Origin of the sequence: Bacillus sp. FSL K6-1560 (assembly GCF_038592935.1) — a bacterium.
Lineage (GTDB): Bacteria > Bacillota > Bacilli > Bacillales > Bacillaceae > Bacillus > Bacillus subtilis.
This window is the reverse complement of record NZ_CP151946.1, coordinates 4,096,331-4,121,289: the sequence shown is the minus strand read 5'-3', so window position 1 is coordinate 4,121,289 and position 24,959 is coordinate 4,096,331. Positions and strand designations below refer to the sequence as shown.

General features: G+C 41.6%; 32 protein-coding genes. 31 read left to right on the top strand and 1 reads right to left on the bottom strand.

Annotated features, from left to right (window positions below; translation table 11 throughout):
- The first annotated feature begins 141 nt into the window (after positions 1-141).
- From NYE22_RS21915 to NYE22_RS21785, 27 genes are all read left to right on the top strand, one after another.
- Positions 142-504: a YopX family protein gene (locus NYE22_RS21915; protein WP_342412174.1), complete on the top strand. Its 363-nt coding sequence runs from the start codon at positions 142-144 to the stop codon at positions 502-504.
- Positions 505-759: 255 nt separating this feature from the next.
- Entirely contained in the window at positions 760-1,137 is a 378-nt protein-coding gene (locus NYE22_RS21910) for an ArpU family phage packaging/lysis transcriptional regulator (RefSeq protein ID WP_014479863.1), read from the top strand.
- A 69-nt stretch (positions 1,138-1,206) separates the two neighbouring features.
- A complete protein-coding gene (locus NYE22_RS21905) occupies positions 1,207-1,338 on the top strand; it encodes a hypothetical protein (protein ID WP_014479864.1) in 132 nt (43 codons plus the stop codon).
- A 168-nt stretch (positions 1,339-1,506) separates the two neighbouring features.
- Positions 1,507-1,722, top strand: a complete 216-nt coding sequence (locus NYE22_RS21900) for a hypothetical protein (RefSeq protein ID WP_042975081.1) — start codon at positions 1,507-1,509, stop codon at positions 1,720-1,722.
- Complete coding sequence (locus tag NYE22_RS21895; RefSeq protein WP_342412173.1) at positions 1,719-2,087, top strand: HNH endonuclease signature motif containing protein; 369 nt, start codon at positions 1,719-1,721, stop codon at positions 2,085-2,087. Before NYE22_RS21900 ends, NYE22_RS21895 begins: the two co-directional genes overlap by 4 nt.
- A 69-nt stretch (positions 2,088-2,156) precedes the next feature.
- A complete protein-coding gene (locus tag NYE22_RS21890; RefSeq protein ID WP_052719999.1) occupies positions 2,157-2,570 on the top strand; it encodes a P27 family phage terminase small subunit in 414 nt (137 codons plus the stop codon).
- Positions 2,552-4,321, top strand: a complete 1,770-nt coding sequence (locus NYE22_RS21885) for a terminase TerL endonuclease subunit (protein ID WP_342412172.1) — start codon at positions 2,552-2,554, stop codon at positions 4,319-4,321. The genes NYE22_RS21890 and NYE22_RS21885 overlap by 19 nt, the downstream gene beginning before the upstream one ends.
- A gap of 11 nt (positions 4,322-4,332) precedes the next feature.
- Complete coding sequence (locus NYE22_RS21880) at positions 4,333-5,511, top strand: phage portal protein (protein WP_159376604.1); 1,179 nt, start codon at positions 4,333-4,335, stop codon at positions 5,509-5,511.
- The gene (locus tag NYE22_RS21875; RefSeq protein WP_201449125.1) at positions 5,501-6,094 is read left to right on the top strand and encodes an HK97 family phage prohead protease; all 594 of its coding nucleotides are present in this window, start codon (positions 5,501-5,503) and stop codon (positions 6,092-6,094) included. The genes NYE22_RS21880 and NYE22_RS21875 overlap by 11 nt, the downstream gene beginning before the upstream one ends.
- Positions 6,091-7,374, top strand: a complete 1,284-nt coding sequence (locus NYE22_RS21870) for a phage major capsid protein (protein ID WP_342412171.1) — start codon at positions 6,091-6,093, stop codon at positions 7,372-7,374. The genes NYE22_RS21875 and NYE22_RS21870 overlap by 4 nt, the downstream gene beginning before the upstream one ends.
- Positions 7,355-7,648 (top strand): head-tail connector protein, encoded by a 294-nt coding sequence (locus NYE22_RS21865; protein ID WP_017695867.1) that lies wholly within the window; start codon positions 7,355-7,357, stop codon positions 7,646-7,648. Before NYE22_RS21870 ends, NYE22_RS21865 begins: the two co-directional genes overlap by 20 nt.
- Positions 7,611-7,955, top strand: coding sequence for a phage head closure protein (locus NYE22_RS21860; RefSeq protein WP_342412170.1), 345 nt, complete (start codon positions 7,611-7,613; stop codon positions 7,953-7,955). The genes NYE22_RS21865 and NYE22_RS21860 overlap by 38 nt, the downstream gene beginning before the upstream one ends.
- Positions 7,939-8,349 (top strand): HK97-gp10 family putative phage morphogenesis protein, encoded by a 411-nt coding sequence (locus NYE22_RS21855; RefSeq protein WP_042975091.1) that lies wholly within the window; start codon positions 7,939-7,941, stop codon positions 8,347-8,349. The genes NYE22_RS21860 and NYE22_RS21855 overlap by 17 nt, the downstream gene beginning before the upstream one ends.
- Before the next feature lie 4 nt (positions 8,350-8,353).
- A complete protein-coding gene (locus NYE22_RS21850) occupies positions 8,354-8,737 on the top strand; it encodes a hypothetical protein (protein ID WP_342412169.1) in 384 nt (127 codons plus the stop codon).
- A complete protein-coding gene (locus NYE22_RS21845; protein ID WP_282913446.1) occupies positions 8,734-9,366 on the top strand; it encodes a major tail protein in 633 nt (210 codons plus the stop codon). Before NYE22_RS21850 ends, NYE22_RS21845 begins: the two co-directional genes overlap by 4 nt.
- Positions 9,366-9,749, top strand: a complete 384-nt coding sequence (locus NYE22_RS21840; protein WP_017695872.1) for a hypothetical protein — start codon at positions 9,366-9,368, stop codon at positions 9,747-9,749. Before NYE22_RS21845 ends, NYE22_RS21840 begins: the two co-directional genes overlap by 1 nt.
- 20 nt (positions 9,750-9,769) lie before the next feature.
- Positions 9,770-9,934, top strand: coding sequence for a hypothetical protein (locus NYE22_RS21835; protein WP_164972451.1), 165 nt, complete (start codon positions 9,770-9,772; stop codon positions 9,932-9,934).
- 15 nt (positions 9,935-9,949) lie between these two features.
- On the top strand, positions 9,950-14,245 hold the full coding sequence (locus tag NYE22_RS21830) for a phage tail tape measure protein (protein WP_342412168.1): 4,296 nt from the start codon (positions 9,950-9,952) through the stop codon (positions 14,243-14,245).
- Positions 14,246-14,249: 4 nt separating this feature from the next.
- The gene (locus NYE22_RS21825; RefSeq protein ID WP_128993368.1) at positions 14,250-15,080 is read left to right on the top strand and encodes a phage tail domain-containing protein; all 831 of its coding nucleotides are present in this window, start codon (positions 14,250-14,252) and stop codon (positions 15,078-15,080) included.
- A 12-nt stretch (positions 15,081-15,092) separates the two neighbouring features.
- Positions 15,093-16,979: a phage tail protein gene (locus NYE22_RS21820; protein WP_342412167.1), complete on the top strand. Its 1,887-nt coding sequence runs from the start codon at positions 15,093-15,095 to the stop codon at positions 16,977-16,979.
- 5 nt (positions 16,980-16,984) lie between these two features.
- Positions 16,985-18,895: a right-handed parallel beta-helix repeat-containing protein gene (locus tag NYE22_RS21815; protein WP_342412166.1), complete on the top strand. Its 1,911-nt coding sequence runs from the start codon at positions 16,985-16,987 to the stop codon at positions 18,893-18,895.
- Positions 18,896-18,907: 12 nt separating this feature from the next.
- A complete protein-coding gene (locus NYE22_RS21810; RefSeq protein WP_255238363.1) occupies positions 18,908-19,189 on the top strand; it encodes a hypothetical protein in 282 nt (93 codons plus the stop codon).
- Positions 19,186-20,445 (top strand): phage baseplate upper protein, encoded by a 1,260-nt coding sequence (locus NYE22_RS21805; protein ID WP_342412165.1) that lies wholly within the window; start codon positions 19,186-19,188, stop codon positions 20,443-20,445. Before NYE22_RS21810 ends, NYE22_RS21805 begins: the two co-directional genes overlap by 4 nt.
- Positions 20,442-20,825, top strand: a complete 384-nt coding sequence (locus tag NYE22_RS21800; RefSeq protein ID WP_342412164.1) for a hypothetical protein — start codon at positions 20,442-20,444, stop codon at positions 20,823-20,825. The genes NYE22_RS21805 and NYE22_RS21800 overlap by 4 nt, the downstream gene beginning before the upstream one ends.
- The gene (locus tag NYE22_RS21795; protein WP_041345133.1) at positions 20,826-21,020 is read left to right on the top strand and encodes an XkdX family protein; all 195 of its coding nucleotides are present in this window, start codon (positions 20,826-20,828) and stop codon (positions 21,018-21,020) included.
- A gap of 60 nt (positions 21,021-21,080) precedes the next feature.
- Positions 21,081-21,503: a holin family protein gene (locus NYE22_RS21790; RefSeq protein ID WP_151267868.1), complete on the top strand. Its 423-nt coding sequence runs from the start codon at positions 21,081-21,083 to the stop codon at positions 21,501-21,503.
- Between the two features lie 44 nt (positions 21,504-21,547).
- Positions 21,548-22,369 carry an N-acetylmuramoyl-L-alanine amidase gene (locus tag NYE22_RS21785; RefSeq protein WP_342412163.1) on the top strand — a complete coding sequence of 274 codons (822 nt, stop codon included), beginning with the start codon at positions 21,548-21,550 and terminating at the stop codon, positions 22,367-22,369.
- A 27-nt stretch (positions 22,370-22,396) separates the two neighbouring features.
- Here NYE22_RS21785 and NYE22_RS21780 read toward each other — a convergent pair whose 3' ends face one another.
- Positions 22,397-22,879 (bottom strand): hypothetical protein, encoded by a 483-nt coding sequence (locus NYE22_RS21780; protein ID WP_015715413.1) that lies wholly within the window; start codon positions 22,877-22,879, stop codon positions 22,397-22,399.
- 166 nt (positions 22,880-23,045) lie between these two features.
- Between NYE22_RS21780 and NYE22_RS21775 the strand changes: the two genes are divergently transcribed.
- From NYE22_RS21775 to NYE22_RS21760, 4 genes are all read left to right on the top strand, one after another.
- The gene (locus NYE22_RS21775) at positions 23,046-23,189 is read left to right on the top strand and encodes a hypothetical protein (RefSeq protein ID WP_015715414.1); all 144 of its coding nucleotides are present in this window, start codon (positions 23,046-23,048) and stop codon (positions 23,187-23,189) included.
- Positions 23,190-23,436: 247 nt separating this feature from the next.
- Positions 23,437-23,667, top strand: a complete 231-nt coding sequence (locus tag NYE22_RS21770) for a DNA-binding protein (protein WP_015715416.1) — start codon at positions 23,437-23,439, stop codon at positions 23,665-23,667.
- A gap of 381 nt (positions 23,668-24,048) precedes the next feature.
- Complete coding sequence (locus NYE22_RS21765) at positions 24,049-24,675, top strand: hypothetical protein (protein WP_015715417.1); 627 nt, start codon at positions 24,049-24,051, stop codon at positions 24,673-24,675.
- A 5-nt stretch (positions 24,676-24,680) separates the two neighbouring features.
- On the top strand, positions 24,681-24,956 hold the full coding sequence (locus NYE22_RS21760; protein ID WP_015715418.1) for a hypothetical protein: 276 nt from the start codon (positions 24,681-24,683) through the stop codon (positions 24,954-24,956).
- Positions 24,957-24,959: the final 3 nt, after the last annotated feature.

Sequence of the window (24,959 nt, the reverse complement as noted above, 5' to 3'; positions counted from 1 at the left end):
CATGCATCGGAACCGAACGTGAGTTCGTTTTAGTTATGAAAAATAAAATATACGGTCCCTATGAGAATAGCAAGTTTAAAGCCATTTTGTATGCGTTGGAATGTGGACTAAAGAAAAATAATGGTGGGAGGCAAACGGAGAATGCGAGAAATTAAATTTCGGGTCTGGGATATCGTTTGGAAAAAGATGCTTACACATGAAGATTTGTGGGACGCTCCTTTTAACGAGTTATTTATATCTACTCCGGATCAAAGACCTTATAGCATCATGCAATACACTGGATTGAAAGACAAGAACGGCCGAGAGATTTATGAAGGGGATATTGTAGTTGATGGACGCGAGAACTCTGCAGAAGTAGTTTTTGATGATGGCTGTTTCTGTGTAATTGGATATTTGGGAGATTTACGGACCCATCCACTACGTGATTCCCTATTTTGTGGAGAAAGATTTGAAGTCATAGGAAACATTTATGAAGATCCTGAGCTTTTGGAGGGTGCGGAGTGATGAAATGTCCATCGTGTAAAGGTGAGGGGTTGGAAAGGCTGTTTTTTGATGAAGGAGAACACTGGCATCATGACCCTACAGTCCCATGCGAAGAATGCAAGGGTACAGGAGAAGTTAAGGAGGGCGCGGAGTGATTATCTCTATTATAGCTGCTCTCTTCATGTTGAACTCATTTGCCCTCATTGTGTGGGTTTGCTTAACTGAACGACGAATACAAAAATGGGAACGCGAAAAATAGAGGAAAGGAGGACGGGTGTGACAGAACAACTTTCATTCCTTCATCCTGTGGATTTGAAGGCAGTCCGAAAAATCGTGATCAAAGAACTCAAAGATTATCGTGCTTTGAAAGTACAGCTTGAGAATAAAAAGGAATCGGTTGACGCTGGCATCAGCCCGTTTCCTTCTATCAGAGATTCTTTCATATTAAATGAATTGAAGGTCAAACAGATGGAAAGGGCGTTAGAAAACAGCCTGGACGATGAAGAACGGATGATCATTGAGAAAAAATACTTAACAGCCAGCCAAACAAAAGACATTCATATCTATATGGAACTTGGCATGAAAAAGGACACCTATTATGAAATAAAACATCGTGCCATTTTGCGCATTGCTACAGCACTCGGAATTATCTGAGTGCTTTTTTTGTCGACAAATTTCCGATAAAACAGGGGACATTTTAGGGGACAAAAAGGGGGACTATTTATGTTTGAAATCTCGATAAACTTTTCTTATCAACTTCAAGGGAGTGTGGATTTTAAAAAATATCAAGAACAACTTCATAGCACGGGAAAAGCGCCTATCCCTTATCAAGGCGAATTCGGATACTCAAATTAAAGCGTTGAGGAATGAGTGATCATTCTGAGCTGGATCGCGCTAGTCTTGCGACTTTGGTATCGGGAGATATTTTTTGTAAACTGCTTCCGGTAAATCTCAGGATAGACTATTGGCGGTTAACAGCTTGAGTGCGGTGGCAGTTTAGAAAGAATATAAGGAGGAATAACAATGGCTAAACAAATTATCAATAAAACAGCTCACGGCGTAATGGTATGGGACACAGAGGAGAAACGATCATACCTGCTGACAAACGATGAGGCTGCCAAGCTTGAGAAGGAGCAAGGCACAACGGAAGAACCTGCAGCAGATAAGGCAGAGGAAAAGCCAAAGCAGACCAAAACCAAACCTGCAGCAAAGAAAGAAGAAACGACTGACGGCGAATGAGGTACTGTATTTCTAACGGCTGCACCTCATTAGTCGAGGAAGGTACTTACTATTGTACTGACCATAAGCCAAGGAAAAGAAAGCGTGACGGCTTTCAGTCTGCAAATAAATCATTTTATAGGACAGATGAATGGAAAGACATGAGAGCATATGTCTATCAACGTGATAAAGGCGTATGTCAGTGTTGTGGCAAATTCGTATTTGGTCGAGATGCACACGTCCATCACATCGAGCCGATTTCAGAACGTCCAGACTTAAAGCTAGATGAAGAGAATTTGATTCTGTATTGTCCGAAGTGTCACGCCGAAGAAGAAAACAAAAATAAAAAGAAATCCCCCCCTACCATTTTCCAAAAATACTTTTAGTTTGGGGATAGGATAGGGGGAGTCACGTATATACAAAAATGAAATTTTGAAGGGGGGTGTGAGCGAAAATTGGAAGAAATTACACCACAACAGCGTGCTGCACAAACGAGGAAATTAAACAAAATTCGAAAAGAGGAAGAAACTGAAATTCATGCTTGGTTAAAAGAATCCGGCACCTATTCCGAAACACTCACACCTCTAATCGAGACATATTTAGATGCTCATGTTGTTTATACACATATGTACGAAAAGTGGCGAGATGAAGGGTTTCCGGCCACTCGGATGCATACGAATAAACAAGGGCACACCAATGAAATGAAGCACCCATTAGCTCAGCAAGTAGCAGATTGGAATTCGAAAAAAAGCAAGTTGTTAGAGCAGCTTGGACTTACTCCGAAGCTTCAAAAACAAGTCGGTGGCCAACCGAATTCTACAACAGACGCCTTCCAGAATTTTAATTCAAAATGGGGGGCAGACAAGTGATAGAACCGGGTGTGAACTATGCTGATTTATATGCTGACCACGTATTGAAGAATAAGAAAGACCACTGTAAATCAGTAATAAAAGTCGTTGAACGATACAAAAGGATGAAAAAAAGGAAAGACGTCTGGTTAGATGTGAACGAGGCGAATAAAGTCATGGATTTTATTGAGACGTTCTGCAAGCACTCAAAAGGGGAACTTGCCGGGCAGCCTATCACATTAGAACTATGGCAAAAATTCATCTTCACCAACATATATGGCTTTTATAAAAAAGACGATAAAGGCAGGACTGTCAGGGCTGTGAGAACTGTTTATGTTCAAATCCCACGGAAAAACGGGAAAACTGTTTTGGCTGCTGGCGCTGCTACTTATGCAATGTACGCTGATGGAGAGAAGGGCGCAGAATGTTTTACAGCTGCAACCGATTCTGAACAAGCTAACATCGCAGCAAAACAAATCGCGGCAACTATTCAAAATAGCCCTGATTTAAATTCCCGCACTCAGATTTATAAGGGTGCTAAGGGGCACATAAACGCAATTATTTACCGTTACACCATAGGCGGTACAAAGTTTGAAAATAGCATCTTGCCTTTGTCCAAAAACACTCAAGGGCTTGACGGGAAAAACCCTCACTTTGTATTACTAGATGAAGTGCACGCCCAAAATAACGCCGATATGTACGATGTTTTAAAATCTGGCATGGGTGCCCGGCTGCAGCCTTTAATGTTTATCATTTCTACAGCTGGAAAGGGAACAACATCTGTTGGCTTGCAAATATATGATTATGCTCGGGGCTTATTGAACAATAAGAATGAAAAAGAAGAAGATATTTCATACTTCACGTTTATTACTGAGCCCGATAAGGGAGACAAATGGGATGACCGAAAAGTTTGGAAAAAAGTAAACCCAAACTGGGGCGTCAGTGTCCAACCAGACTTTTTAGAAAGTGAATTTAAAACTGCGCAAATGAGCGCGGAACGAAAGGACGAGTTTTTGGCAAAGTATCTAAACATTTTCGTCCGAAGTACCGGAACCTATTTTGATAAAGACATTGTTCAAAGAATGATTGAAGATAAAAACGGTGAGATTATTAAGGATTTAGGAGACCTGTCGGGGGAACAAGCTGTCATTGGTCTTGACCTTTCCCGTACAACAGACTTGACCTGTGTCTCTATCAATATTCCTTCTCACAATGACGAGGGTAAGTCTATGCTGAAAGTTAAGCAAATGTACTTTATACCTGATCATAACCTCGAAGGACGTGAAAAATTAGAGAATATCTCTTACCGGCACTTAGCTGAGGCGGGTTTTTTGACGTTGTGTCCTGGAAAAACGATTGATTACGACATGGTTGTGGAGTACATTGTGGAATGCTCAAGAATCTATAGCGTTGAACAGGTGAATTATGATCCGGCACTCTCTCAGAAAGTAATAGAGGCGCTTGAGGCAGAGGGTTTACATTGTGTAGAGGTGAAGCAGTATTCATCTGTGCTTAACGCTCCGTTCGATGATGCTGAGGTTTTAATGTTTGAAGAGCGGATCAAGACGGATAATCCCCTTTTTGTCTATTGCACAGAGAACGTTGTTGCTGATAAGAACTTTCAGGGGCTTAAACGGCCATCTAAAAAGCAAAGTAAAGCGAAGATTGACGGCTTTGTGGCGTTTTTAAACGCCCATAAAGAAACAATGATGATGCTCGTTGATTTCGACGAGGATGATTATGACGAAATGCTTCAACAATTGTATAGATAGGGGGTGAAATCGTGGGGATTATTCGCAGCATGTTAGACCGATTCACCAAAAGAAGTTTTGATTTCATCGGGAGCTCTTATTTTAATTATGGTTCATACGTAAATGATGAAAATATATTAAAATCCAGTGATACTTTCAACTTAATGAAGTTGATTAGTGATCAAGTTGCCTTAGCTGAATTTGATGTTGAGGACATAGTATCAGGAAAGAAATCTAACGACCCGCGGGCTGCTCATGCTTTGCGGGTTTTATCATGCCCGAATGATTATTTAACCGGTTTCGAATTTAAAAAGCTGCTGACAAATGTGTATTTGCTCCGTGGCGACGTTTACCCATTTTATGATGGGCGCCAGCTGCACATTTTAAATAATGCTTATTCAGAGTTGACTAATTCCGGTATTGAAAAAATCACAGTTGCCGGCGAAGTAGTACCGGGAAATATGGTCAGGCACATAAAAAATATCGGGCTCAGTCATTTAGAAGGTGTTGGCCTCTTAGAATTGGCAAAAGAGACGCTGGAAGGTGTAATGAACGCAGAAAAAGCATTGACGGAGAAATACAAAAAAGGCGGGCTTATGGCTTTTCTTCTTAAATTAGATGCTCATTTGTCTCCGGCGAACAAAACACAAAATAAAACCGTTAATGCAATTCTTGATCAACTTGAGGACATTGAAGATTCCGGCAAAGTGAAGCTAATTCCATTAGGTAAAGGGTACGAAATTGAAGCGCTTGAGTCGCCAGTTGATGATGAAAAAACGTTGAAATACCTGAGTGTTTATAAAAAGGATTTAGGTAAATTCTTTGGACTTGATAAGGATTTGCTGGATAAGCTCGAAGAGAAAGACATGGAACAAGCCATGATGAAACTTTACACCAGCTGCCTAAAACCTATCTTTCGCAATATAGAAGAACATCTGTCCATTTTGCTATTCGGTAAAAACAGTGGGCTGCGTCTCAAGCTGCGACACAATCTTTTAGATTATGTCGGTATGAAAACAAAAACCGATATTGCTTACAACTTGGTGCGGACCTCTATTGCTGTTCCGGATGATGCCCGGGAAATGTTGGGCTTCAAACGGTTGGATACAGAAGAATCAAGCAAGCTTTATATCAGTAAAGACCTCGTGGGCCTTGATCGACTTGAGGATAGTTTAGACAGTTCGCTGAAAGGTGGTGAGGATGATGGATAAGGAGCAACGGACGTTTAGTATTAGCGGATTGGAAATTAGAAACCTTGAAGAACAGAAGGAAACGCCACAAATAACCGGTTACGGCGCGGTTTTTAATAGCCCGGCAAACATCGGAGGGATGTTCACTGAGATTATTGCGCCGGGTGCCTTTTCGAGAGCCCTTGCGAATCAGTCAGATGTAAGGGCTTTGTTTAATCACAATTGGGATTATGTACTCGGTCGGACACGCAGCGGCACCTTAACGTTAGAAGAGGATGACAAGGGGCTCAAATTCACGGTTACGCCTCCGGCAACGTCATGGGCCAGCGATTTACGCAGCAGCATGGAACGCGGTGACATTAATCAGTGCTCTTTCGGTTTCAACGTCATTAAGGATGAATGGAACTATGAAACTGAGCCGGTGACACGGACAATTCAAGAGGTTGAGCTTTTTGAAATTAGCGTGGTGGCGTTCCCGGCTTATGAGGAAACTGAAGCGGTTCTCCGTTCCGGTGATATTTACAAACGGGCGAAAAAAGAACACGAATTACGGATGAAGAAACAACAGATCATTAATAAAATTCAGGAGGCTACAAAAAAATGAAAAAGATTCTTATGAGACGTAAAGCAGCAATCGAAGCACGAATGAACGAAATCCGGGCTGATCTGGAAGGCGATAAAACAGAAGCTTCTGCGGTGGAACAGCTACAAAAGGAAGTTGATGATTTAGCTGCAGAGTTGGAAGAAATCAAAAAAGCGTTAGAAAATCCAGAGGACGACGAAGATCCGGAAGATGAACCGGAGGCACCAGCAGGCGGCGAAGAAGGGCGTACAGGGGATGATCCTGAACCAAATGAAAATCGCAGCGGCATTGATCCGGAGAAAAGAAATGCACTTGTTAATAATATTATGCGTTCATTGTCCTCTGAAAGCCGTACAAAGGCGAAAGAAGGCGAACAGCGCAAAGCCTTTGCAAACTACCTTGTCGGGCGCATTAGTGAATCTGAGGCCCGTGCAATGGGTGTTGAAACAACAAACGGGAAAGTATTAATCCCTGAGACGTTAGCAAAGGAAATTATCACATACGCTCAAGAAGAAAACTTGCTGCGTAAATATGGAACTGTGATTAGAACAAAAGGTACACAGGGATATCCTATTCTTGTTAAGAAGGCCAAAGCGCAGAGGATTAAAACCGAGAGAACGCAAGACAATCCTATTCCGCAAACAGACATTGACTTCGATGAAGTAAAACTAAATCCTACTGAAACTGATGCACTCGTGCTTGTTACGAAAAAATTACTTGCCATGACTGATATGCCTGTGGAACAGACGGTTATTGAGGAATTGAAAAAAGCGTATGTTGATCAAGAAGCAAACTTTTTCTTTAACTCTACTGACAACCCGGGCTCTCTGATTCAAAAGGCAGTTGCGTTTACACCGGCTGACATGGAAGTCTATGACAAACTTGTTCGTTTGAAAAATACCGTACCAACATCGAAACTCAAAAACTCTCGTTGGATGATGAACAGAGCAGCATTAACAGCAGTTGAAACAATCAAAGACAAAAACGGAAATCCACTGTTACGAGAAGCATATATCGAAGGTACATTCGGTTATAGAATTCTGGGTTATCCAGTGGATGTAACTGATTATGTTGACGGCGGCACGCCAGATACCCCACGCCTTTACTTTGGTGATTTTAGTTCCTTCCGTATTCAGGATGTCATTAATTCAATGGAAGTGAGCAAACTTCTTGAGAAATACAGTGACACAAACCAAGTAGGCTTTAAAATCTGGCATTTGAATGATGGTCAATTGGTCTATGGACCGTATGAGCCGACTGTATTCAAATTGGAGTTAACAGATGGCACTACATCGGCTTAATGACAGGTTAATAGAGCATTTGAAACTAGATGACAGCGAAGAAGAATCTTTGCTGTCTTTTTATTTGGAGTCGGCCACGAATTATATCAAAGCCGCCACAGGGTACGAGAATGATCATCTGATTATTTTGCTTGCCGGTATTTTTTATGAATACAGGGTGACAGAGAAAAGCATGGCCCTTGCTGTCGATGCTTTAACACCGTTAATCATCTCGGCGGAAATGAGGGGTGAGGACAGTGGGAGTGAATCCGGGGGATCTGAAACATCGAATTAGAATTGAGAAACGGGAGCCCGGGCAAGATCCGGTTACTCGAAAGCCGAAACATGTCTGGACTCTATTTGCAAAATCATGGGCTGAGATTATGCAGCCAAAGGATCGCTGGATCATCCAAGCAGCTGCAGAGCATCAAGAAACAACGGTCTGGTTCCGGATACGGCACCGAGAAGGTATAGAAGCAGGAGAAATGCGTGTCGTTTATAAAGGGCAGCCTTACAAAATAAAAGAAGTGATTCCGGATTTACAAAATAAAGGACTCATGACGCTCCAATGCGAGGGGTGGGACAATGAGAGTATCACTTGATATTGAGGGTTTAGACGATATGATCAGTCAATTGGAGAGAAAGGGAAAGGACATGCAGAAAGTAACACCCAAAGCACTGAGAGCCGGCGGACGTGTCCTTGCTCAAGGCATGAAAGACGAGGTTCCTGTCTCTGACATTGATCATGTGCATATAAGGGATGACATTAAAGTCAGACAGACGCCTAAGAAAGACCGGCCGATGCCTGATGTTATCACCTTTGATATTGGACCCGGTAAGGAAACAGCGTGGAGAGCGCGGTTTGTTCATGACGGATTCGTGGCTGCTAACGGCCGATTCGTCCGGGGCAATCCGTTTGCCGTCCGCGCTTTTCGTATTAAGAAAGAACAAATAGTGCAAGCCATTGCGCGAGAGTATCAAAAGGCAATGAGGTGATTTTATGATCAACTATGAGCCGGTCATTGCAACTGAACTATATGAAGATGAAACAATCAATCAATTAACGGGCGGCCGGGTATATGCGGGGGAGTTTCCGAGCGAATTTTCCAGTCAGTATCCTCACATTCTTGTTGCCGAGATGGACAACGTTGATGTGAGCTATACAGACAATAAGGCCCGAGCGTCAGAAATAGATATTCAGGTGAATATCTGGGTCAAGGCTGACGATAACATAGGCCCGTTACAAACGGCAGTTGATAACAAAATGAAGTCTCTTAATTGTAAACGAATCACAGTTTCCTCTTTCAATGAGAGCGAAAGAGGCGCGTTCAGAAAGGCTTTTTTATATAGAACCATAGTTAAATTAGAGGAGGAAAACAAATGAGCGTCATCGTAGGTTTAGAGAATGCGGTCTATGCAAAATTGATTAAAGATGAAAAGGGAAATATTCAATATGGTGAAGTCAAACCGTTTGCTCCGGCCATTCAAGCAAAAGTAGATACATCATCCGAAAATTCAACAATTTACGCTGATAACGGCCCAATTATCGTTTTATCAAGTATCGGGGAAACAAAGCTGAATTTCAGCACTACTGAGATTCCTCAAGAAGTCTTGTCAGATATTACAGGTCAAAAAATGGTGAAGGGTGTTATTGCTTGGCGTCAGGATGCCGTTGCTCCTTATGTGGCTTTCGGTTTTACAGGAACGAAAGAGGACGGCAATGTGCGGCATGTATGGCTGACAAAAGGGAGATTCGGAATCCCTTCAGCTGACTGGAAAACGAAAGAAGAGAAGATTGACGGGCAGACGGAAGAGATCGAGGGCACATTCGTACAGCGGGCGGATAAAGTCTTTAAAATCACAGGTGATAGCAGCGTGGAAGGTTTTGAGGAATATAAAGATACATTCTTTGATCAGGTGTTTGATTTAAGCAAATTAGACGAAACTGGCGCGACAGCTGCCTCCCTTGAAAAGAATGAATCAAATACTGATGCAGCGGGGGTGACTGAATAATGAGCAAGCCTTTAGAGATTACACTAAGAATTGATGGTGAATTCCGTACCTTTACGCAGGAATTTGTTCCGTTTAAGATCAAAAGAAAAGCACTTGAAATTGAAAAGTTCATTCAAGAAGAAAAGCCGGATATTGAAGAAGTTGAAAAAAGACATTTTAACCTGATCGTTGAGATTTTTGAAAAGAAATTCACGTTAAAGCAGCTTGAAAATGGCTTGAATGCTATTGGTCATAATGAAGTGATTTACGACATTATCGGCGTTGGTATTTTAGGTTATAAATCACGGGAAGAGATTGAAAAGGAAAAAGAGGACCTAGACTTGGGAAAGCTTCTGGAAAAAATAATGGAGGAAAACCAACAGTCACCCTCGACGAAGCAATAGACCGAATTAAAGACATATATTTGGATTTATTAAAGCAAGGATGGACGCTGCATGACATTGATAACAGCGACTATCCTTTTTATGTTGAGCTGCTTGAGCATCAAGCGAAAAAGAATGATCCGGTAGAACAGCGAAAAAAATCTTGGGAACAAGCCCAAGTAGTACCGATTGACCATGTATTCTAACGGGGAGGTGAGGGAATGGCTACCGAAAATCTAGGAAATATGATTATGCGTCTCGGTGTCGATGACAACGGCGTATCGAGCAGCATGGAAAATATCACTGAGAAAATGAAGCTCGTACGAAGTGAAATGAAAGCCTCCGCCTCCCAATTTGGTCAGTTAGGTGATGCTTCTGATAAGTTACGTCAGAAACAAGACGGGCTTTCAAAACTGTATCAATTACAGGGTTCAAAGATTGAGCAACTCAAGAAAAAATATGATCAACTGGCGGCCGAGAAAGGTGAAAACACAAAAGCAGCCCTTGATCTTGCTGAGAAAATCAACCAAGAAGTCGCTAATTATAATCGACTTGGTCAAGCCTTAGAGCGTACTACGGTTGAAATCAATACACAAAACTCTGCTTGGACAAAAGCCGGAAAGACTTTAAAGGAATACGGCGAAGATTTAGAAAAACAGGCCAATCGAATGAAAACAATCGGGACCGTTGGTTTTGCCGGAATTACGGCACCGATGGGAGCGCTGGGGCTTATGGCAATTAAATCAGCCTCAGACGTAAAAAAAGCGCAGGGATCAATTCAAGCGCAAATGGGGCTCACAAAACAAGAAGCTGAGGAAGCCACAAAAGCAGCAACAAATCTATGGAAAGAGGGTTTCGGCGAGGACGTTGGCGACGTTACAAACGTAATTAGCATCGTCCGCAGAAACATTGAATCATTGGGTGATGCATCGAGCGAGACTGTTCAAAGAGTGACGAAAGACACGATGACAATTGCTGAGTCGTTTGACCAGGAGGGCAATGACATCACAAAGTCAGTCAACGCCATGCAAAACTCTTTTGATAATCTGTCCGTTGATAAATCTATGGACTTGATTACCTCCGGTTTCCAGAAGGGCTTAAACTATTCTGACGAGTTTCTAGATTCTATCAATGAATATTCGAATCAATTCTCTGCTGCAGGCTTTTCAGTTGAGCAGATGTTTTCTATTTTCGAGGCTGGCGCAGAATCCGGAGCCTTTCAGCTGGATAAGGTTGGCGATTTAATCAAGGAAATGAATATCCGTTTGTCCGATGGGACGGCGGATGACGCTATGGGGAAACTGTCCAAACGCACACAAGAGTTGTACGCCGAATTCAAAAAGACCGGCAAAGGCGGCGATGAGGTTTTTTCTGCTGTTATGAAAGACATTGACGGCATGAAAAACAAAAGCGAAGCCTATGTGATCGGTCAGTCTATTATGGGTACTCAATTTGAGGACTTAGGACAAAAAGGCGTCTCTGCGCTTGCGAATGTAAAGAACAGTTTCGACAACGTAGACGGAGCCACGAAAAAGGCCAGTCAGTCATTAAAAGACAACTTCGGTGACCGTGTGACAAAGGACATGCGCGAGTTACAAACTAACCTGATTCCAGTTGGTGAAATCCTGCTGGATAAGATTGAACCGGCTTTGCAAAAGACAGGTGAAATGATTGGCGATTTTACTGAGTGGTTTCAGAATCTTTCACCGTCCATGCAGAATACCGTTGTTATAGCCGGTCTGGTGGCTGCGGCATTCCCTCCAGTTGTCATTGCATTAGGCGCGGTTGTTTCAAGTGTCAGCACCCTTGTAGGCGCTATGGGACGAGGCGCGGCTGCGTTTGGTCGTTATCGTGCAGAGGCAGCATTGACACGTACTTCTACAGCTCAGCTGGCAGCGGCAAACACTGCTGCCTCTGTGAGCTTGGCAAAAGGTAACGCTGCAGTTACCCGGACCACTCGGGGCATGAGAGGAATGAATACCGCGACTGTGGCGGCTTCCGGGGCTATGTCTGCATACGGCGGGAAATGGGGCAATGTCCTCAGCATCGCTACTATGTTTCTCCCTGAGATTTTAAAGGGCGGAAAAGGACTTCTTGGCTTCGGGAAAAACGCTGCCTCTGCTGGAACAGGACTTCTCGGCTTTGGAGGAAAAGCAAAGACAGCGAGCACCGCGGCTACCACATTAAGTACCGGGGCAGCACAAACAACCGGGAAACTGGCCGGATTAGGCGGCAAAGCGTTGGGCCTTGTGAAAAGCTTCGGAAGTGTTGCCCGTGTTGCCGGCGTTGCGCGCCTTGGTTTCAGTGCTTTGGGCGGTCCTGTGGGCTTGACTATCACAGGGGTTTCCTTGCTTGCAGAAGGCGGATACAAGCTCTATAAGCATATGAAAGAGGAAACAATCCCGACGCTTGATAGTTTCGGGGATAGCGTCTCAAAATCCACGACAAAAGCTGTTTTGGGTTACAAAAACTTAAACGATAAGGCTACTGCTCAATTGAATCAGCTGAATTGGTCAGGGCAAAAGGTTTCGAAAGAAGCTGCGGACAATATCAGCAAGAATTTTAGTCAGATGGGCGATAAAATCAAAACGACTATCCAGACGAAAGGAAATGAGAGCTATCAATCCCTTAGCAAATTCCTTTCCAGCAGTAAGACTTTGAGCAATAAAGAGCAGCAAGCCATTCTTGATAATGTGAAGAAAAAGCAGGATGACCAAACGAAAAAGGTCAACGATGCACAAAATCAAATCAAAGCGATTTTAACCAAAGCCAGCAATGAAAAGCGGTCTTTGACGAAGTCAGAACAAGAAAAAATCAATTCTATTCAAAAGACCATGATGAATACTGCTGTTAAAACAATGAGTAAGAACGAAGCTGAACAAAAAATGATTCTCGGCCGGCTCAAAAACGAGTCATCCAATATCACAGCGCGGCAAGCTGCAGACACAATCAAAAACAGCATAAAAGCCCGTGACGGCTCTGTCAAAGAAGCGAAAAAGAAATACAAAGAGACGAAAAAGGCAATCGAATATGAGCGGGATGTCACCGGCTCTATCAGTGTTGAACAAGCGGACAAGATGATCAAAGAGGCAAAGCGCCAGAAAACAGATTCGATTGACGCTGCAGAGAAAATGCACAAAAAAGTTGTCAAGGAAGCCAAGGCGCAAGCCGGGGAGCACGCTGACGAGATCGACACAGAAACGGGCGACGTAAAAAACGGCTGGGACAAGATGATGGACAAAGTTGACAGCGCTTGGAGCTGGATCAAAGGTCTATTCTCAGGCGACGATAAGAAATCAAAGCCTAAAGAATCCAAGAAAAAGTCAGCGCCAAAAACTGCCGGCCGGTCATTAGGCGGCAACCAGATAGGAGCATACGCCAAAGGAACGTCAGCCTCCGGGCATCCGGGCGGCCTTGCTATCACAAGTGAAAAAGGGCGCGAGTTGATTCATGAGCCGGGAGTTGGTACTTATCTATCAGGCGATAACGGGCCGGAATTGCGGAATCTTCGCCCGGGTACTTCTGTTCTTCCAAATAAACACACGGAACGACTCTTGAAAAATTACGGTTTTCCGGGGTATGAGGGCGGTATCGGTAAATATTTTGACTGGATCATGAAAGGCTCGGAATATTTATGGGACAAAGCTTCTGGCATGTTCGGCATTGCAGACAAGTTAATTCCCAGCTGGTTCACCAAAAACAGCGGAAGCCCATTAAAAGCCATTGGCAAGCTGGCGCGTATCGGCGTTGATAACCTTATGGGCTCTATTGGTTCATTCTTTACTGGCGGCGGGGGCGGCTCTGCTGCCGTGAAAAAGTGGGTTGCGGAGGCTCTATCTATAAAAGGGCTTGGGACTCAATATGCTTCTGCACTAGAGACAATTGCCATGAAAGAATCAGGAGGCAACCCGAATGTCGTAAATACATGGGATTCAAACTGGAAGGCTGGGCACCCATCACAGGGGCTTATGCAATTTATTCCGAGCACTTTCAACGCCTACAAGGAGCCGGGGCACGGAAATATCAAAAATCCGGTGGATCAGGTGTTGGCTGCAATCAACTACCTCAATAGAAGATATGGCGGCATCTTAAACCATCCGGGGCTCGTTTCTATGTCAAAGGGCGGTCCATATGTGGGCTATGCCATGGGCGGGACGTCTCCGGGAACCGGCGGTACAAAGCTTGCTGCATTGAATGAGCGAGGTTACGACGAGCATATTATCACGACTGATCCTAAATATCGTGAGCGCGGTATCGGAATTTGGGCTAGAGCCGGGGCGGAACTTGGCGTTTTATCACAAACTGTTCCGGAAATCCCTTCAATTGAACCGATTACGCAGCGCCAAGACGCTCAAATTGCATTACTGCAGGAGCAAAACAGTTTCCTCAAAACCATTGTAAATTCGGTCAAAGGCGGAATTACAGCGGTTGTCGATGTGAATACCTTGGGGGATGCAATAGGGATGAGGTCTGAAAGAATTGTGAATCAGAAAATCCTTCTGCAAGGAGCATTATAAGCCAATGAAAGAACTAGATTTAATATTGCCAGATGGAACATATATAAGTGAGCGCCTGCCGGGTGTCTCACTTCTTTCTTTTAAGCCGGAATCAGCGAGATTCGAAAGAAATACATCTAACACCCATCCGTTGCGGAACGGTCTTTTGATGCCGAGAAAAGGAAATAAGGGGCGGTATGCGGAGCGTAAAGTTGTTGTGAAACTGCTTATAGATGCGCGAAATTCGCAGCATTTTCACTTGATCAGGGATGATCTGTCCAGACTTTTCACAAGGGAAGACCCTTTTTATATCGGTTACACGTACCAACCTAACAAAAGGTGGCTTGTAACGGGGGATGATGGTTTTACTTTAGAACAAGACTCTAACAAAACGTGGAAAGAGCAAGAAATCACACTGACTGATATTCAAGGGCTGGCAGAATCACTTTATGATACGTCGGTGCCTTTTAAAATTGGCAATTGGAGTCTCGGCATGAATATGGGGCTAATTGATAAGCCTGTATTTACCTTCAAAAACAAATCAAGTTTTGAAGTATACAACTTTGGAGATACAGAGATATCTCCTATTGAACACAAATATAACGTTGAAATGTATCTAGAGGGAAAAGACATACAAATTTTGAACGAGACTACAGGCCAAAGCTTTACCATAGTTGGAAGCCAATCTAAAAAGAATAAGCTGACTATACTTAAACATTACGTATTAAAAGGCTCGTCAATTATTACAACAAAAGGCTCTTCTTTTCCATCATTAGTTCCAGGAAAAAACAAATTTAAAATTGTTAATGCAACTTATAGTCAATTCAAGTTTATAACTCATTTTTATTACAAATAGGGGGTGAGCCTTATGAGCGTTATGTATGTTATGGACAAGATGAACAATACACCGTATTTAATTCCTGATGTGGACGCGGTATTGACTGATAGTATTGACGGGACAAAGGATTTGACGTTTTCAATCACTCTCACTCCAAACAATGTAATTCCATTCAATGCCTTAGTGGGCAGAAACTTTATTCTGGTTGATGAAATTAAGCACAAAAGCCAACGGTATTTTATTAATGCTCCGACTCTCAGACAAGAAGGTGAGCAGCTGGCAAAGGACATAACAGCAACTCATATATATGTCTTTCGGCTTGGAAAGCACTATATAAGCGGAGCAATCAGCGGCGAAAAGTCTCTAGATGAAGCCTTAAAATTCGCCTTGAGGGACAGCGGATTTACTCATGTAATTATGAAAGATGCTGAAAATATTTCTTCTCAGAAACTTGAGGGTTTTGGGAATAAATATTCGTTGGAATTGATGAACGATATCATTTCAACTTATTCAGTGGAATTGGATGTTGATAATACAACCATTTACGTCTATTCAAAAATCGGAAAGAAATTAAAGAAAAAGCTGCATTCGGGTGTCAATCTGACGTCCTTACAAATCACAACCTCAGAGGATAACACCTATACCAGAATAAAAGGGTACGGCAAGAAGAAAGAAGAAAAAGACATTCTCGGTGATGAGTCTATATCTTATGAATCTAAAACAGGTGAATGGTCTTATGATTCAACGTTGAAAGCAGATTACACCAAAAAAATAGGCGCTACCTTCACTTTTTCGTTTACAGGGACAGGATTCAAATTCAAAACACTTGTCTCCAAACTCGGAGGTAAATGGGAATTTAAAATAGATGACCAAACCAAAACAATCTCGGCCTATAGTGATTCTGATCCAAAAGAAAAAACATTCGATGTAATTCGCGGCTTAGATAGCAAAACTCATAAGGTCGTAGCGACATTCAAAGGAAAAGACAGTAAAAATCCTAATACCAAGGGTACAAAAGGTGCAGCGCCGGTCATGTACCTGTTACGCGGGGATATTTTTACAATCTATCGTTCATTCAAGAATGAAAATGAGGAATACGTTTTCCCTCCGGTCATCTACATTCACCCGGATGAAAAAAAGTATTTGATCGAGGGTAAGCCTTCATGGGCTCCTAATTACACAGACGATTCCATCACAAAAGAAGCGGACATGATCAAGGTTTTGAAAACCAAGGTGAATCCTTACGCTGAAACAAGCTATTCAGTTAACTACAATGAGGTTTTTGAGCTTCTTGAAATTGAAGAACCAGTAGAAAAAGGCGATACAATAGAGGTTTTTGCTGAGACTGCTTTAAACGGCGTTACATTTGAGGATTCAATAAGAATTACAGCCGTTTCATACAATCCGAATGATTTAACACAAGCGCCAAGCTTAACGATTAACGGTGGGAGGAAAACACCTGAGGATCGAATTGCCGAAGAAAGAAGGCGTGCCAAAGAGACAGAACGGTCGTTAAGGGCGATAAAAAATGAGTATTCTGCACAGATTTCAGCAGTGAAAAATGAGTTGCAGCAAGCTATTTTAAACAGCCAGCAAAGTAATTACGCTCAAACCTTCCCATATACTCTGCAATATGTGGGGGGAGTATGGTCAGTACCTTCTGGCGGTGGGGTTACAACCACATTAGAAAAAGAGATTGCGCTCAATACTGATGATGAAATCAATATCAAATACGTTTCTTCTGAGCCTTCATCGTTATTGAAACAAAACGGGATCGCTGTGTCAGTGGATTACAAAGAGAAAACGACAGATCAATTTATTGTGACTTTTTATCAAAATGGACAGCAAGTTAACCCGTATGTATTACCCGATAACTCTAAAGTCACGGTTTTGATTAACGGATTCATGGAGGAGTGAAATAAGTGGCGATTTATTTAGATAAAAACCATACATTGGACCCAGCCTCCGGCCTAGTGGATACTCTTAATGAAAATGCGAGGCTTTCAGAACTTGCTATTAATGGGCTTGACCAAAAACTATCTTTACATAAAAGAGATAGCAAGGCACACCGTTCTGATCAAATCACGCATGATTTAACAACAGTCGAGAACATGCTCAAAAACTTGAGGAACACCTTGGCTAACATTATCACGGAGGCAGACGGGACAAATATCAAAGAACTGATTGCATTAAGAGTGGCCGAAGATGCGACGGTTCATGAAACCGCAAAAGACCGGGTAGATTATGACTTCCGGCGCTTAAATAGACGACTGGACATGCTGCCGCAAGTGAATGTGTTGGAATTTGGGGCAGACCCCACCGGCGAAATTGATTCAGCCCCAATGATTCAGAAGGCTCTTGATTTAGCTAAGAATGGTGATGGAGTTCACATTTATATACCGAACGGCTGCACATTTAAGCTTGAAGCACCTCTAATTTTTTGGGCAAATACGAAAGTTAGCGCTCACGGAGCCAAAATGCTCAATTATTACGGGCAATATATGGGTGTCAATGGTGATGGTACTGTAAATTATCACGGTTACGAGGGTAACGGAAATATCATTATTGAGGGCGGGGTTTGGGATTGTCGTGGGCTGCATATTCAACGTGGAACTAACGCATTTTCATTCGGCCATGGTCGCAATATTTATGTGAAGAATGTGATTATCAAAGATGTTCGAAGTTATCACGGCATTGAATTTAACGCATGTGAGCGTTTCGGGTGTATTGATAGCGATTTTCTAGGATTCTTTGATCCAGACGGCACGCGTTCGTTTTCAGAAGCCATTCAAGTTGACTTAGCGCAACGTTCAGGAGTGTTTGGTGCGTTTGGTGAATATGATTTCACAGTGTGCCGAGACGGCAAAGTGACAGGCTGCTATTTTGGGGCATCTGGAACGCCTGGTACTCAGGCGTGGCCGCGGGGTGTCGGTTCTCATTCATCTACGATTGGGTATTGGCATGAGAATATCACTGTTAGAGACAACACTTTCGATGGGACAACCGGATGGGCCATAAGAGGGTACAACTGGAAGCACTCAAGCGTCACAGGAAACACCCTAAGGAAATGTCACTATGGAATCACTATAAGTGCAATTGATCCAACTAATGAAGGGCATACAAAAAATGATAAATTCGAACAGCTGTCTAAGTCTCAAGATTTTTATGATATTACGATATCAGGCAATAAAATCTATGACACAGTAAAGAATGAAGCTATTTATGTTAGAGGCTTTATCAATGATGAAGGGATTGGCCGCAATGTTGTCATTACGGGGAATCTCATTGATGGTGTCGGTGGTTCATATCAGGCCGGAATTAGGTTGGATGCCATTCGTGGTGGAGTCATAACAGGAAATCTTATTTCAGATATCTCCGGTGATGGCGTGCGCTTAAATGACTGCATAGGAATTAATACATCGGGAGCAAATATCATTAGTTTTGTTGGCCGTGATGGAATTGCGGCATTCGGTGGGTGCTCTGATCTTATCACCTCAAACAATATTATACGAAGACCTGCCAGATATGGGATTGAACAGTCTCATGTCTATTTTTCTATTGTGGAGGGGAATTTGATTACGGGTGCCGGTAACAGTAAACATGGTGAATATGAAGCAATTCGAATCGCAAACGGATCAAAACGGATCAAAGTATCAAACAATACGTGTCGCTCTATTTCGACAATCACGAATTTAGCCAGAGCCGGTATTTATATTACAAGCTCAGTGAGAGAAGTTGTTCGCTTCGGTAATGACTGTCGCGGAAATTGGACAATCAGCGGTATTGTAGATAATTCATCTGATTCAAAAACAGATGCGAAAGACGTTTATTAAGGAGGGCTGCAGATGTTTATTGTAATGGGAAAAGATCGAGTGGAGGTTGCCTCTGCCTTTTTATCAGAAGATAGGAAAAGTGTCTCTGGCTTCCGAGAGGACGGCAGCAGAGTGATTCTACTTGAGGGTGTGAATTTTGAAAACGTGTGGCTTGAGAATGAACAGGGTGAACGAGTTGAATTTCAAGTCAAGCCGAACACAGATGAAGAACTTGCAGACTTGAAACAGCAGCTTAAAGAGCTTACGGAAAAAATGCAGCAAATGACAGAAGAAAAAACGGTGATGGGTTCATGATTTTTAGACAGTCTACATTGAACTTTGATATTACATCTTATTCTCAAGCCGTTATTCGAACAAATATTCAAATGTCTACACAGGATAAAGGAACGGCCAAACTCATTTTCAAGCTCACTAAAAATGGCGTCTCATTGCCTTTGTCGGGTGTCAATCTTGTTCTCACCATGTTTTTTTCAGACGGCAGCCGTTCTGATCGTTCCCTATCAATCGTGGACAAGATTAACGGCATAGCTGAATATGTTTTGTCCAATGATGAGATCAAGCACTATGGGAAAGTGGAGGCTGTTTTAAATCTCTATTATGTGAACAAACAAGCGTTATCAGCCCATGAATTTACATTCGAGATTGTAAGAAATTTAGTTGATCGAGATATTGTTCCGGTAGCTGAGTATTACATTGATGAATTTGAAAAGCTAAAAGTGATGATTAATAAGCTATATGATGAAACTATCCAAACTATTGAAGATTTACGGAAGAAATTTGAGGACTTAGAGAAGATTGAGACAAAGGAAGGCGCTCAAGCGAAGGCTGACGAAGCGTTAACGAATGCAAAGACATATACAGACACACACATTATTGATACATCTAATCCACACAAAGTGACGAAAGATCAAGTGGGACTTGAGAATGTCCTAAATGAAAAACAGGCTACAAAAAAAGAATTTGATTTACACACAGAGGATGTAGTAAGGCATGTGACAACTACTGAAAGAAACAAATGGAACTCTGCTGAAACCAATGCAAGAGCATATACAGACACACACGAAGGCAGAAAAGACAACCCACATGAAGTAACAAAGGAGCAAGTAGGACTAGGGAATGTAGACAATGTGCAGCAAGCTTCTTTAGTAGAGTTTAGACAACACAATTACAATCAGGAACGACATACATCCGCAGCCGAACGAGCGAAATGGAATGGAGCTGTTACTTATGCGAATATCACTTTGAAAAACGGTGCTACAGTTGGCACACGAACAGCAATTTATGCGCGGTGGGGACCTTTATTGTTGATTCGTGGTCATATCAAAACAGAACCTGAGATCATTTTTGGCTCAATTCCTGCTTCGTCTGTACCTGTCGGTGGCGCAGTGGCTTCGGTAGCACTCAGCGGAACTGGCGGAACGGCTAACCTTGTTATTTATGAAAATGGTGATCTTAAAATTAAATATTCTAATCCTGTAGACCCAAGTAAGTTTGTAGGTGGTTACTATATTGACGCTGTAATAGGATTTCAGGAGGGAAGTGTGTCATGAAACAGGTTTATGGATATGATGAAAACTTCTTTTTTACGGTTCCTCTAACAATTGAGCCGGATGAAGAAGGAATTTATAGTGTTCCTGAAAATTGCACAACCATTCAGCCCCCATCGTTTGTTAAACCAAAGTATCACCCAGAAGATCAGGCGTGGACAGAAGAAGCTACAAAAGAAGAGATTGCTCAACTATATGAAAAGGCAGCCAGTGAACGGGAACAGTCTCCGATTGATATTCTTAAAATCCAAAATGCAAAGCTAACATTGCAAATAGCTGCAGCAGAAAAGGAAAATGCTGATCGACGAAAAAGAGAGGCTGAACAGGCACTTATAATAGCACAACTGCAGCAGGCAATTAATGATCTGAAAGGGGAGAGTTAAATGTCTCTTTATCCGGATTTAGAAGATATCAAGCAATTCTATAAATGGGAATGCTACACAGACGATGACATAAAAAAGTATGTTGATATTGGATGGATTACGACAGATCAATACAAAGAAGTAACGGGAAAAGATTACCCGACTCCCAGCGACGCCCCTTCTGGGGAAACTAGCGAACCTGCTGGGGCTAAATAAAGAAGGATAAACGCTTAATAGGCGTTTTTATTTTTGCCTCTAAGGAGGTGATAACAAGAAATGGAGGAGACAACGGTGTTTATTAATTTTGAAACATTGGATTTAGCGAGAGTTTATCTGTTTGGGGGTGTGAAATATCTTGATTTAATGCTGGTGCTAAACATCATTGATATCCTTACCGGTGTGGTGAAAGCGTGGAAGTTTAAGGAGCTCCGCAGCCGGAGCGCTTGGTTCGGTTATGTACGTAAGATGCTCAGTTTTTTGGTGGTCATTGTGGCAAATATCGTAGATACAATCCTCAATCTGAACGGTGTCCTGACATTTGGAACCGTTCTTTTTTATATCGCCAATGAAGGGCTTTCCATTACGGAGAACCTGGCACAGATCGGCGTTAAGATTCCAGCGGCCATTACTGATCGGCTTCACGTAATCGAAAATGACAACGAACAAACAAATGATAAAGACGAACAGGCTGCTGGATAAAACCGGCGGCCTTTTCTATATCAAAAATAAAGGAGAGAACATTTATGACAATCACAGTGAAAAAGAATTTTGTATCAGAAGCAAAATACGGTTTGAAATGCCCTAATCACATGGACGCTGAATACATTACCATCCACAATACAGCCAACGATGCGTCAGCTGCTAACGAGATCAGCTATATGATCGGGAATACAAGCTCGACAAGCTTTCACTTTGCAGTCGATGATAAAGAGGTGCGGCAGGGTATCCCTACAAATCGCAATGCATGGCATACAGGAGACGGCACAAATGGTCCCGGGAACCGTAAGTCTATTGGCGTAGAAATCTGCTACAGCAAGTCAGGAGGGCCTAAATACTATGCTGCTGAAAAGTTGGCAATCAAGTTTGTGGCGCAGCTGCTTAAAGAACGCGGCTGGGGTATTGATCGTGTGCGAAAGCATCAAGATTGGAGCGGAAAGTATTGCCCGCATCGTATTTTAGACGAGGGACGCTGGAATGAGGTTAAAGCGGCTATTGATGCTGAATTAAAAGCACTTGGCGGCAAAACATCGAGCAAGAAAACAACTTCGTCCAAGGCAGTGAAAAAACCAAGCTCAAGCAAAAAGAAATCATCCTTTAATCTGCCCTCTGGCATCTTTAAAGTGAAAAGCCCATTGATGCACAGTGCTGCTGTTGAGCAGATTCAAACAGCGCTGGCGGCTTTACATTTCTATCCGGATAAAAAAGCTAAAAACTTCGGGATAGATAGTTATTACGGACCGAAAACAGCTGATGCCATCAGACGGTTCCAGTTGATGAATGGACTAAATCCTGATGGCATTTACGGACCGGAAACGAAAGCGAAAATCGAAGCGAAATTAAAATAAAAAAGAAGAGCCCTGGAATTAGGGCTCTTACAAACTTAATTCTTTTTGATTTATATAATTTAGACATACATTATAACAGTCTTCAATGTGAGATTTTCCAAGGCTTTTCATTGCGAAAAAACTAATTGATCCAGATGCGACTTGACCTACAACAGGGATAAACTTGGCTGTGCTTTTAGTTGCAATTTTTTTCAACCCAATCTTTTTGAGTAAGGTTGTAATTGTTTTTTTAGAAATCATTTTCCCAATCATTTCACTGCCAATGGATGTTGCTAAAACGAGTATCATTTTTTTAGACTCGACATCTAATTGTTCAATCTGTTCTTCACTTAAACCAAATTTTCTATTAATTTTCGGAATTAACTCCATCATAATAGCTACGTCAGTTCCTACGTCAACACCTGGTACCGGTATTGCTCCAGCGAGACCAGAAGCGGTTGCTCGTTTGTTAACCATTTTTAGGCAATCTTTTTTTATTTTGTCCAATTCTGCTTTGGATGACGGTATCAATTTACTTCCTCCTAATTACTTGCTCATGTCCTGTTATTGTTACTATCGGTTAAATACTTCAAATTATTAGCATTTTTTGATTAAGAGAGAGTATGTTTTTTTGTTATATCTATTGACGATCGTAAATAGATATTGTATAATTAAGGTATAGAAAGGAGGTGCTGAAGTGGACGAGGTGAGAAACTGGATTCTTGCTATCGCTGGTATCGTGACCATCATTAAACACATCTACGACATATGGCAAAAGGAAAGCGAAAAGCATAGCAAGAAAAAGAAAAAGCGCTCCCGCCGGACAAGCAAGAAGCGCTGATACTAGTGAGACAAGGGGAGAAATCCCCTTGCTCATACATTATATCACGTCCACGATAGTATGAAAAAATATTTTAAGCAGTACAGCACAGGTGACTTTGCCGTTTTGCTCATATTGGTTGCCGGGATCGTTGCAATTGATCTAACCGATGAGGGTATGTCTGGAAAGATTGCGCATACTGTATTGATGATAGCTGTTGTTATTACCTTGTTAAAAGGATTCATTATGATGTGGAGAGAAAGCCGACATGAAAGAAAGCGAAAAAATTAAGTTTATCAAGGAAGAAGTTTTGACTGCAGCGGAAGCGGGGGAGCTGCTTGGAGTCACTCGGCAACGTTTAAGTACGCTTGTGACTTCCGGAAAGCTCGAGCCGGTTAAAAAGGTTGGGACAGTCGCATTGTTTTTGCTTGGACATGTACAAGCTCTTAAAAAAGAATTAGAAGCCGGCCGGAAGAAGTACCGGCCGTATGATGAATGAAACCCTTCTGCAAATTCAGAAGGGATTTTCATGTAATAATTTGTAATACGAATGCCACCTATAAAAAAAGATTATGATCTAAATTGTAATACTATATATTGATTAGATGACCTAAAATCAAGCGTTTTATCTATATATAGTGATTTGTTCTGTTTTAGAGAGAAAACGAAACACTATATATAGATGATTACCCGGTCTGAAAAATCAAGATATGGATTATACAATATTTATTGAAATAAATCAATCAAAAATATTGTTTTCATCAAAAAAGTAGTCTAATATGAGAAATATATAGATTGACAGGGAAATTTTTCAATACAGAAATCACCATAACAGAAAAAAGTTCAATTGTGTGTATAGAATAAAGTGATGGGGTACAGTATGTTAAGGGCAGAAGATGTAAAATTCGATGTAACAATTATTGGATTTCATGGAACGTTATTAGAGAAGGCGAAAAAGATTATAGCCGATAAAAAATTCGAATTCAGTGAATATCGAAAAGATCATTGGCTCGGTCAGGGAATATATTTTTTTAGAGAAGACTATCATCAAGCCAAAGCATGGGCTTTGACCAAAGTAAAGCGACAAAAAGAAAATGGAGCTATACTAAAAACAATATTAAAAGTAGATAAATCTTCTGTATTAAACCTTGATGCTAGAGATGATTTAATATTCTTTACTGAATTCAAAAAAGAATTTGTGAAGTATTGTACTGAAAATAAAATTAAGTTATCTGCAGATCCTAATGTCTTTAGGTGCACTATATGCGATGAATTACCTCAAGAAATAAAGGTAATACAAAGAACTTTTCCTGGTGAAGGTTATTTTAATGGTGATTTAAAAGAGATTGATTTAGTTCTTCATGGAGTTCAAGTCTGTGTAAGGGATAAAAGTCTGATTGACTTTAAACAGACTAATATCTGTGGAGTTGTTAATTACATTCCTCCTATTGTAAGTAAAAACACCAAGAAAAGAAGAAAAAAGAGAATCTTTTCTAATAAGGAGTGATTAATATGAAATTCGAATTCGACAAAGACAGAATTATTAACAATATAAAAAGATTGGGTGGAGAGGTAGAACTTAATTCATCTAATCCAGGAGTTTTCACTGTAAAGGACGGAAAAGAAAAACCACTATCGATGGAGGATATTTTTCCAGACTCCAGTAACGGCATCAAAGAAAGTAATGTTTTAAAAGATGTACATGTTACTATGGATGAAACATCTCATTTTGTGATATCAAAAGTTGATATATCATTTGCAAAAAATAATCTTTCTGGAGCGGCATAATAT

Bases quoted from the DNA above. Each gene is read 5' to 3' on its own strand.
- NYE22_RS21840 (WP_017695872.1), top strand. From the start codon at position 9,366: ATGAGCAAGCCTTTAGAGATTACACTAAGAATTGATGGTGAATTCCGT.
- NYE22_RS21905 (WP_014479864.1), top strand. From the start codon at position 1,207: ATGTTTGAAATCTCGATAAACTTTTCTTATCAACTTCAAGGGAGTGTG.
- NYE22_RS21865 (WP_017695867.1), top strand. From the start codon at position 7,355: ATGGCACTACATCGGCTTAATGACAGGTTAATAGAGCATTTGAAACTA.
- NYE22_RS21825 (WP_128993368.1), top strand. From the start codon at position 14,250: ATGAAAGAACTAGATTTAATATTGCCAGATGGAACATATATAAGTGAG.
- NYE22_RS21855 (WP_042975091.1), top strand. From the start codon at position 7,939: ATGAGAGTATCACTTGATATTGAGGGTTTAGACGATATGATCAGTCAA.
- NYE22_RS21795 (WP_041345133.1), top strand. From the start codon at position 20,826: ATGTCTCTTTATCCGGATTTAGAAGATATCAAGCAATTCTATAAATGG.
- NYE22_RS21800 (WP_342412164.1), top strand. From the start codon at position 20,442: ATGAAACAGGTTTATGGATATGATGAAAACTTCTTTTTTACGGTTCCT.
- NYE22_RS21885 (WP_342412172.1), top strand. From the start codon at position 2,552: ATGGGGGGCAGACAAGTGATAGAACCGGGTGTGAACTATGCTGATTTA.
- NYE22_RS21845 (WP_282913446.1), top strand. From the start codon at position 8,734: ATGAGCGTCATCGTAGGTTTAGAGAATGCGGTCTATGCAAAATTGATT.
- NYE22_RS21915 (WP_342412174.1), top strand. From the start codon at position 142: ATGCGAGAAATTAAATTTCGGGTCTGGGATATCGTTTGGAAAAAGATG.
- NYE22_RS21790 (WP_151267868.1), top strand. From the start codon at position 21,081: ATGGAGGAGACAACGGTGTTTATTAATTTTGAAACATTGGATTTAGCG.
- NYE22_RS21770 (WP_015715416.1), top strand. From the start codon at position 23,437: ATGAAAGAAAGCGAAAAAATTAAGTTTATCAAGGAAGAAGTTTTGACT.
- NYE22_RS21760 (WP_015715418.1), top strand. From the start codon at position 24,681: ATGAAATTCGAATTCGACAAAGACAGAATTATTAACAATATAAAAAGA.
- NYE22_RS21895 (WP_342412173.1), top strand. From the start codon at position 1,719: ATGAGGTACTGTATTTCTAACGGCTGCACCTCATTAGTCGAGGAAGGT.
- NYE22_RS21830 (WP_342412168.1), top strand. From the start codon at position 9,950: ATGGCTACCGAAAATCTAGGAAATATGATTATGCGTCTCGGTGTCGAT.
- NYE22_RS21805 (WP_342412165.1), top strand. From the start codon at position 19,186: ATGATTTTTAGACAGTCTACATTGAACTTTGATATTACATCTTATTCT.
- NYE22_RS21785 (WP_342412163.1), top strand. From the start codon at position 21,548: ATGACAATCACAGTGAAAAAGAATTTTGTATCAGAAGCAAAATACGGT.
- NYE22_RS21900 (WP_042975081.1), top strand. From the start codon at position 1,507: ATGGCTAAACAAATTATCAATAAAACAGCTCACGGCGTAATGGTATGG.
- NYE22_RS21850 (WP_342412169.1), top strand. From the start codon at position 8,354: ATGATCAACTATGAGCCGGTCATTGCAACTGAACTATATGAAGATGAA.
- NYE22_RS21765 (WP_015715417.1), top strand. From the start codon at position 24,049: ATGTTAAGGGCAGAAGATGTAAAATTCGATGTAACAATTATTGGATTT.
- NYE22_RS21875 (WP_201449125.1), top strand. From the start codon at position 5,501: ATGATGGATAAGGAGCAACGGACGTTTAGTATTAGCGGATTGGAAATT.
- NYE22_RS21870 (WP_342412171.1), top strand. From the start codon at position 6,091: ATGAAAAAGATTCTTATGAGACGTAAAGCAGCAATCGAAGCACGAATG.
- NYE22_RS21820 (WP_342412167.1), top strand. From the start codon at position 15,093: ATGAGCGTTATGTATGTTATGGACAAGATGAACAATACACCGTATTTA.
- NYE22_RS21810 (WP_255238363.1), top strand. From the start codon at position 18,908: ATGTTTATTGTAATGGGAAAAGATCGAGTGGAGGTTGCCTCTGCCTTT.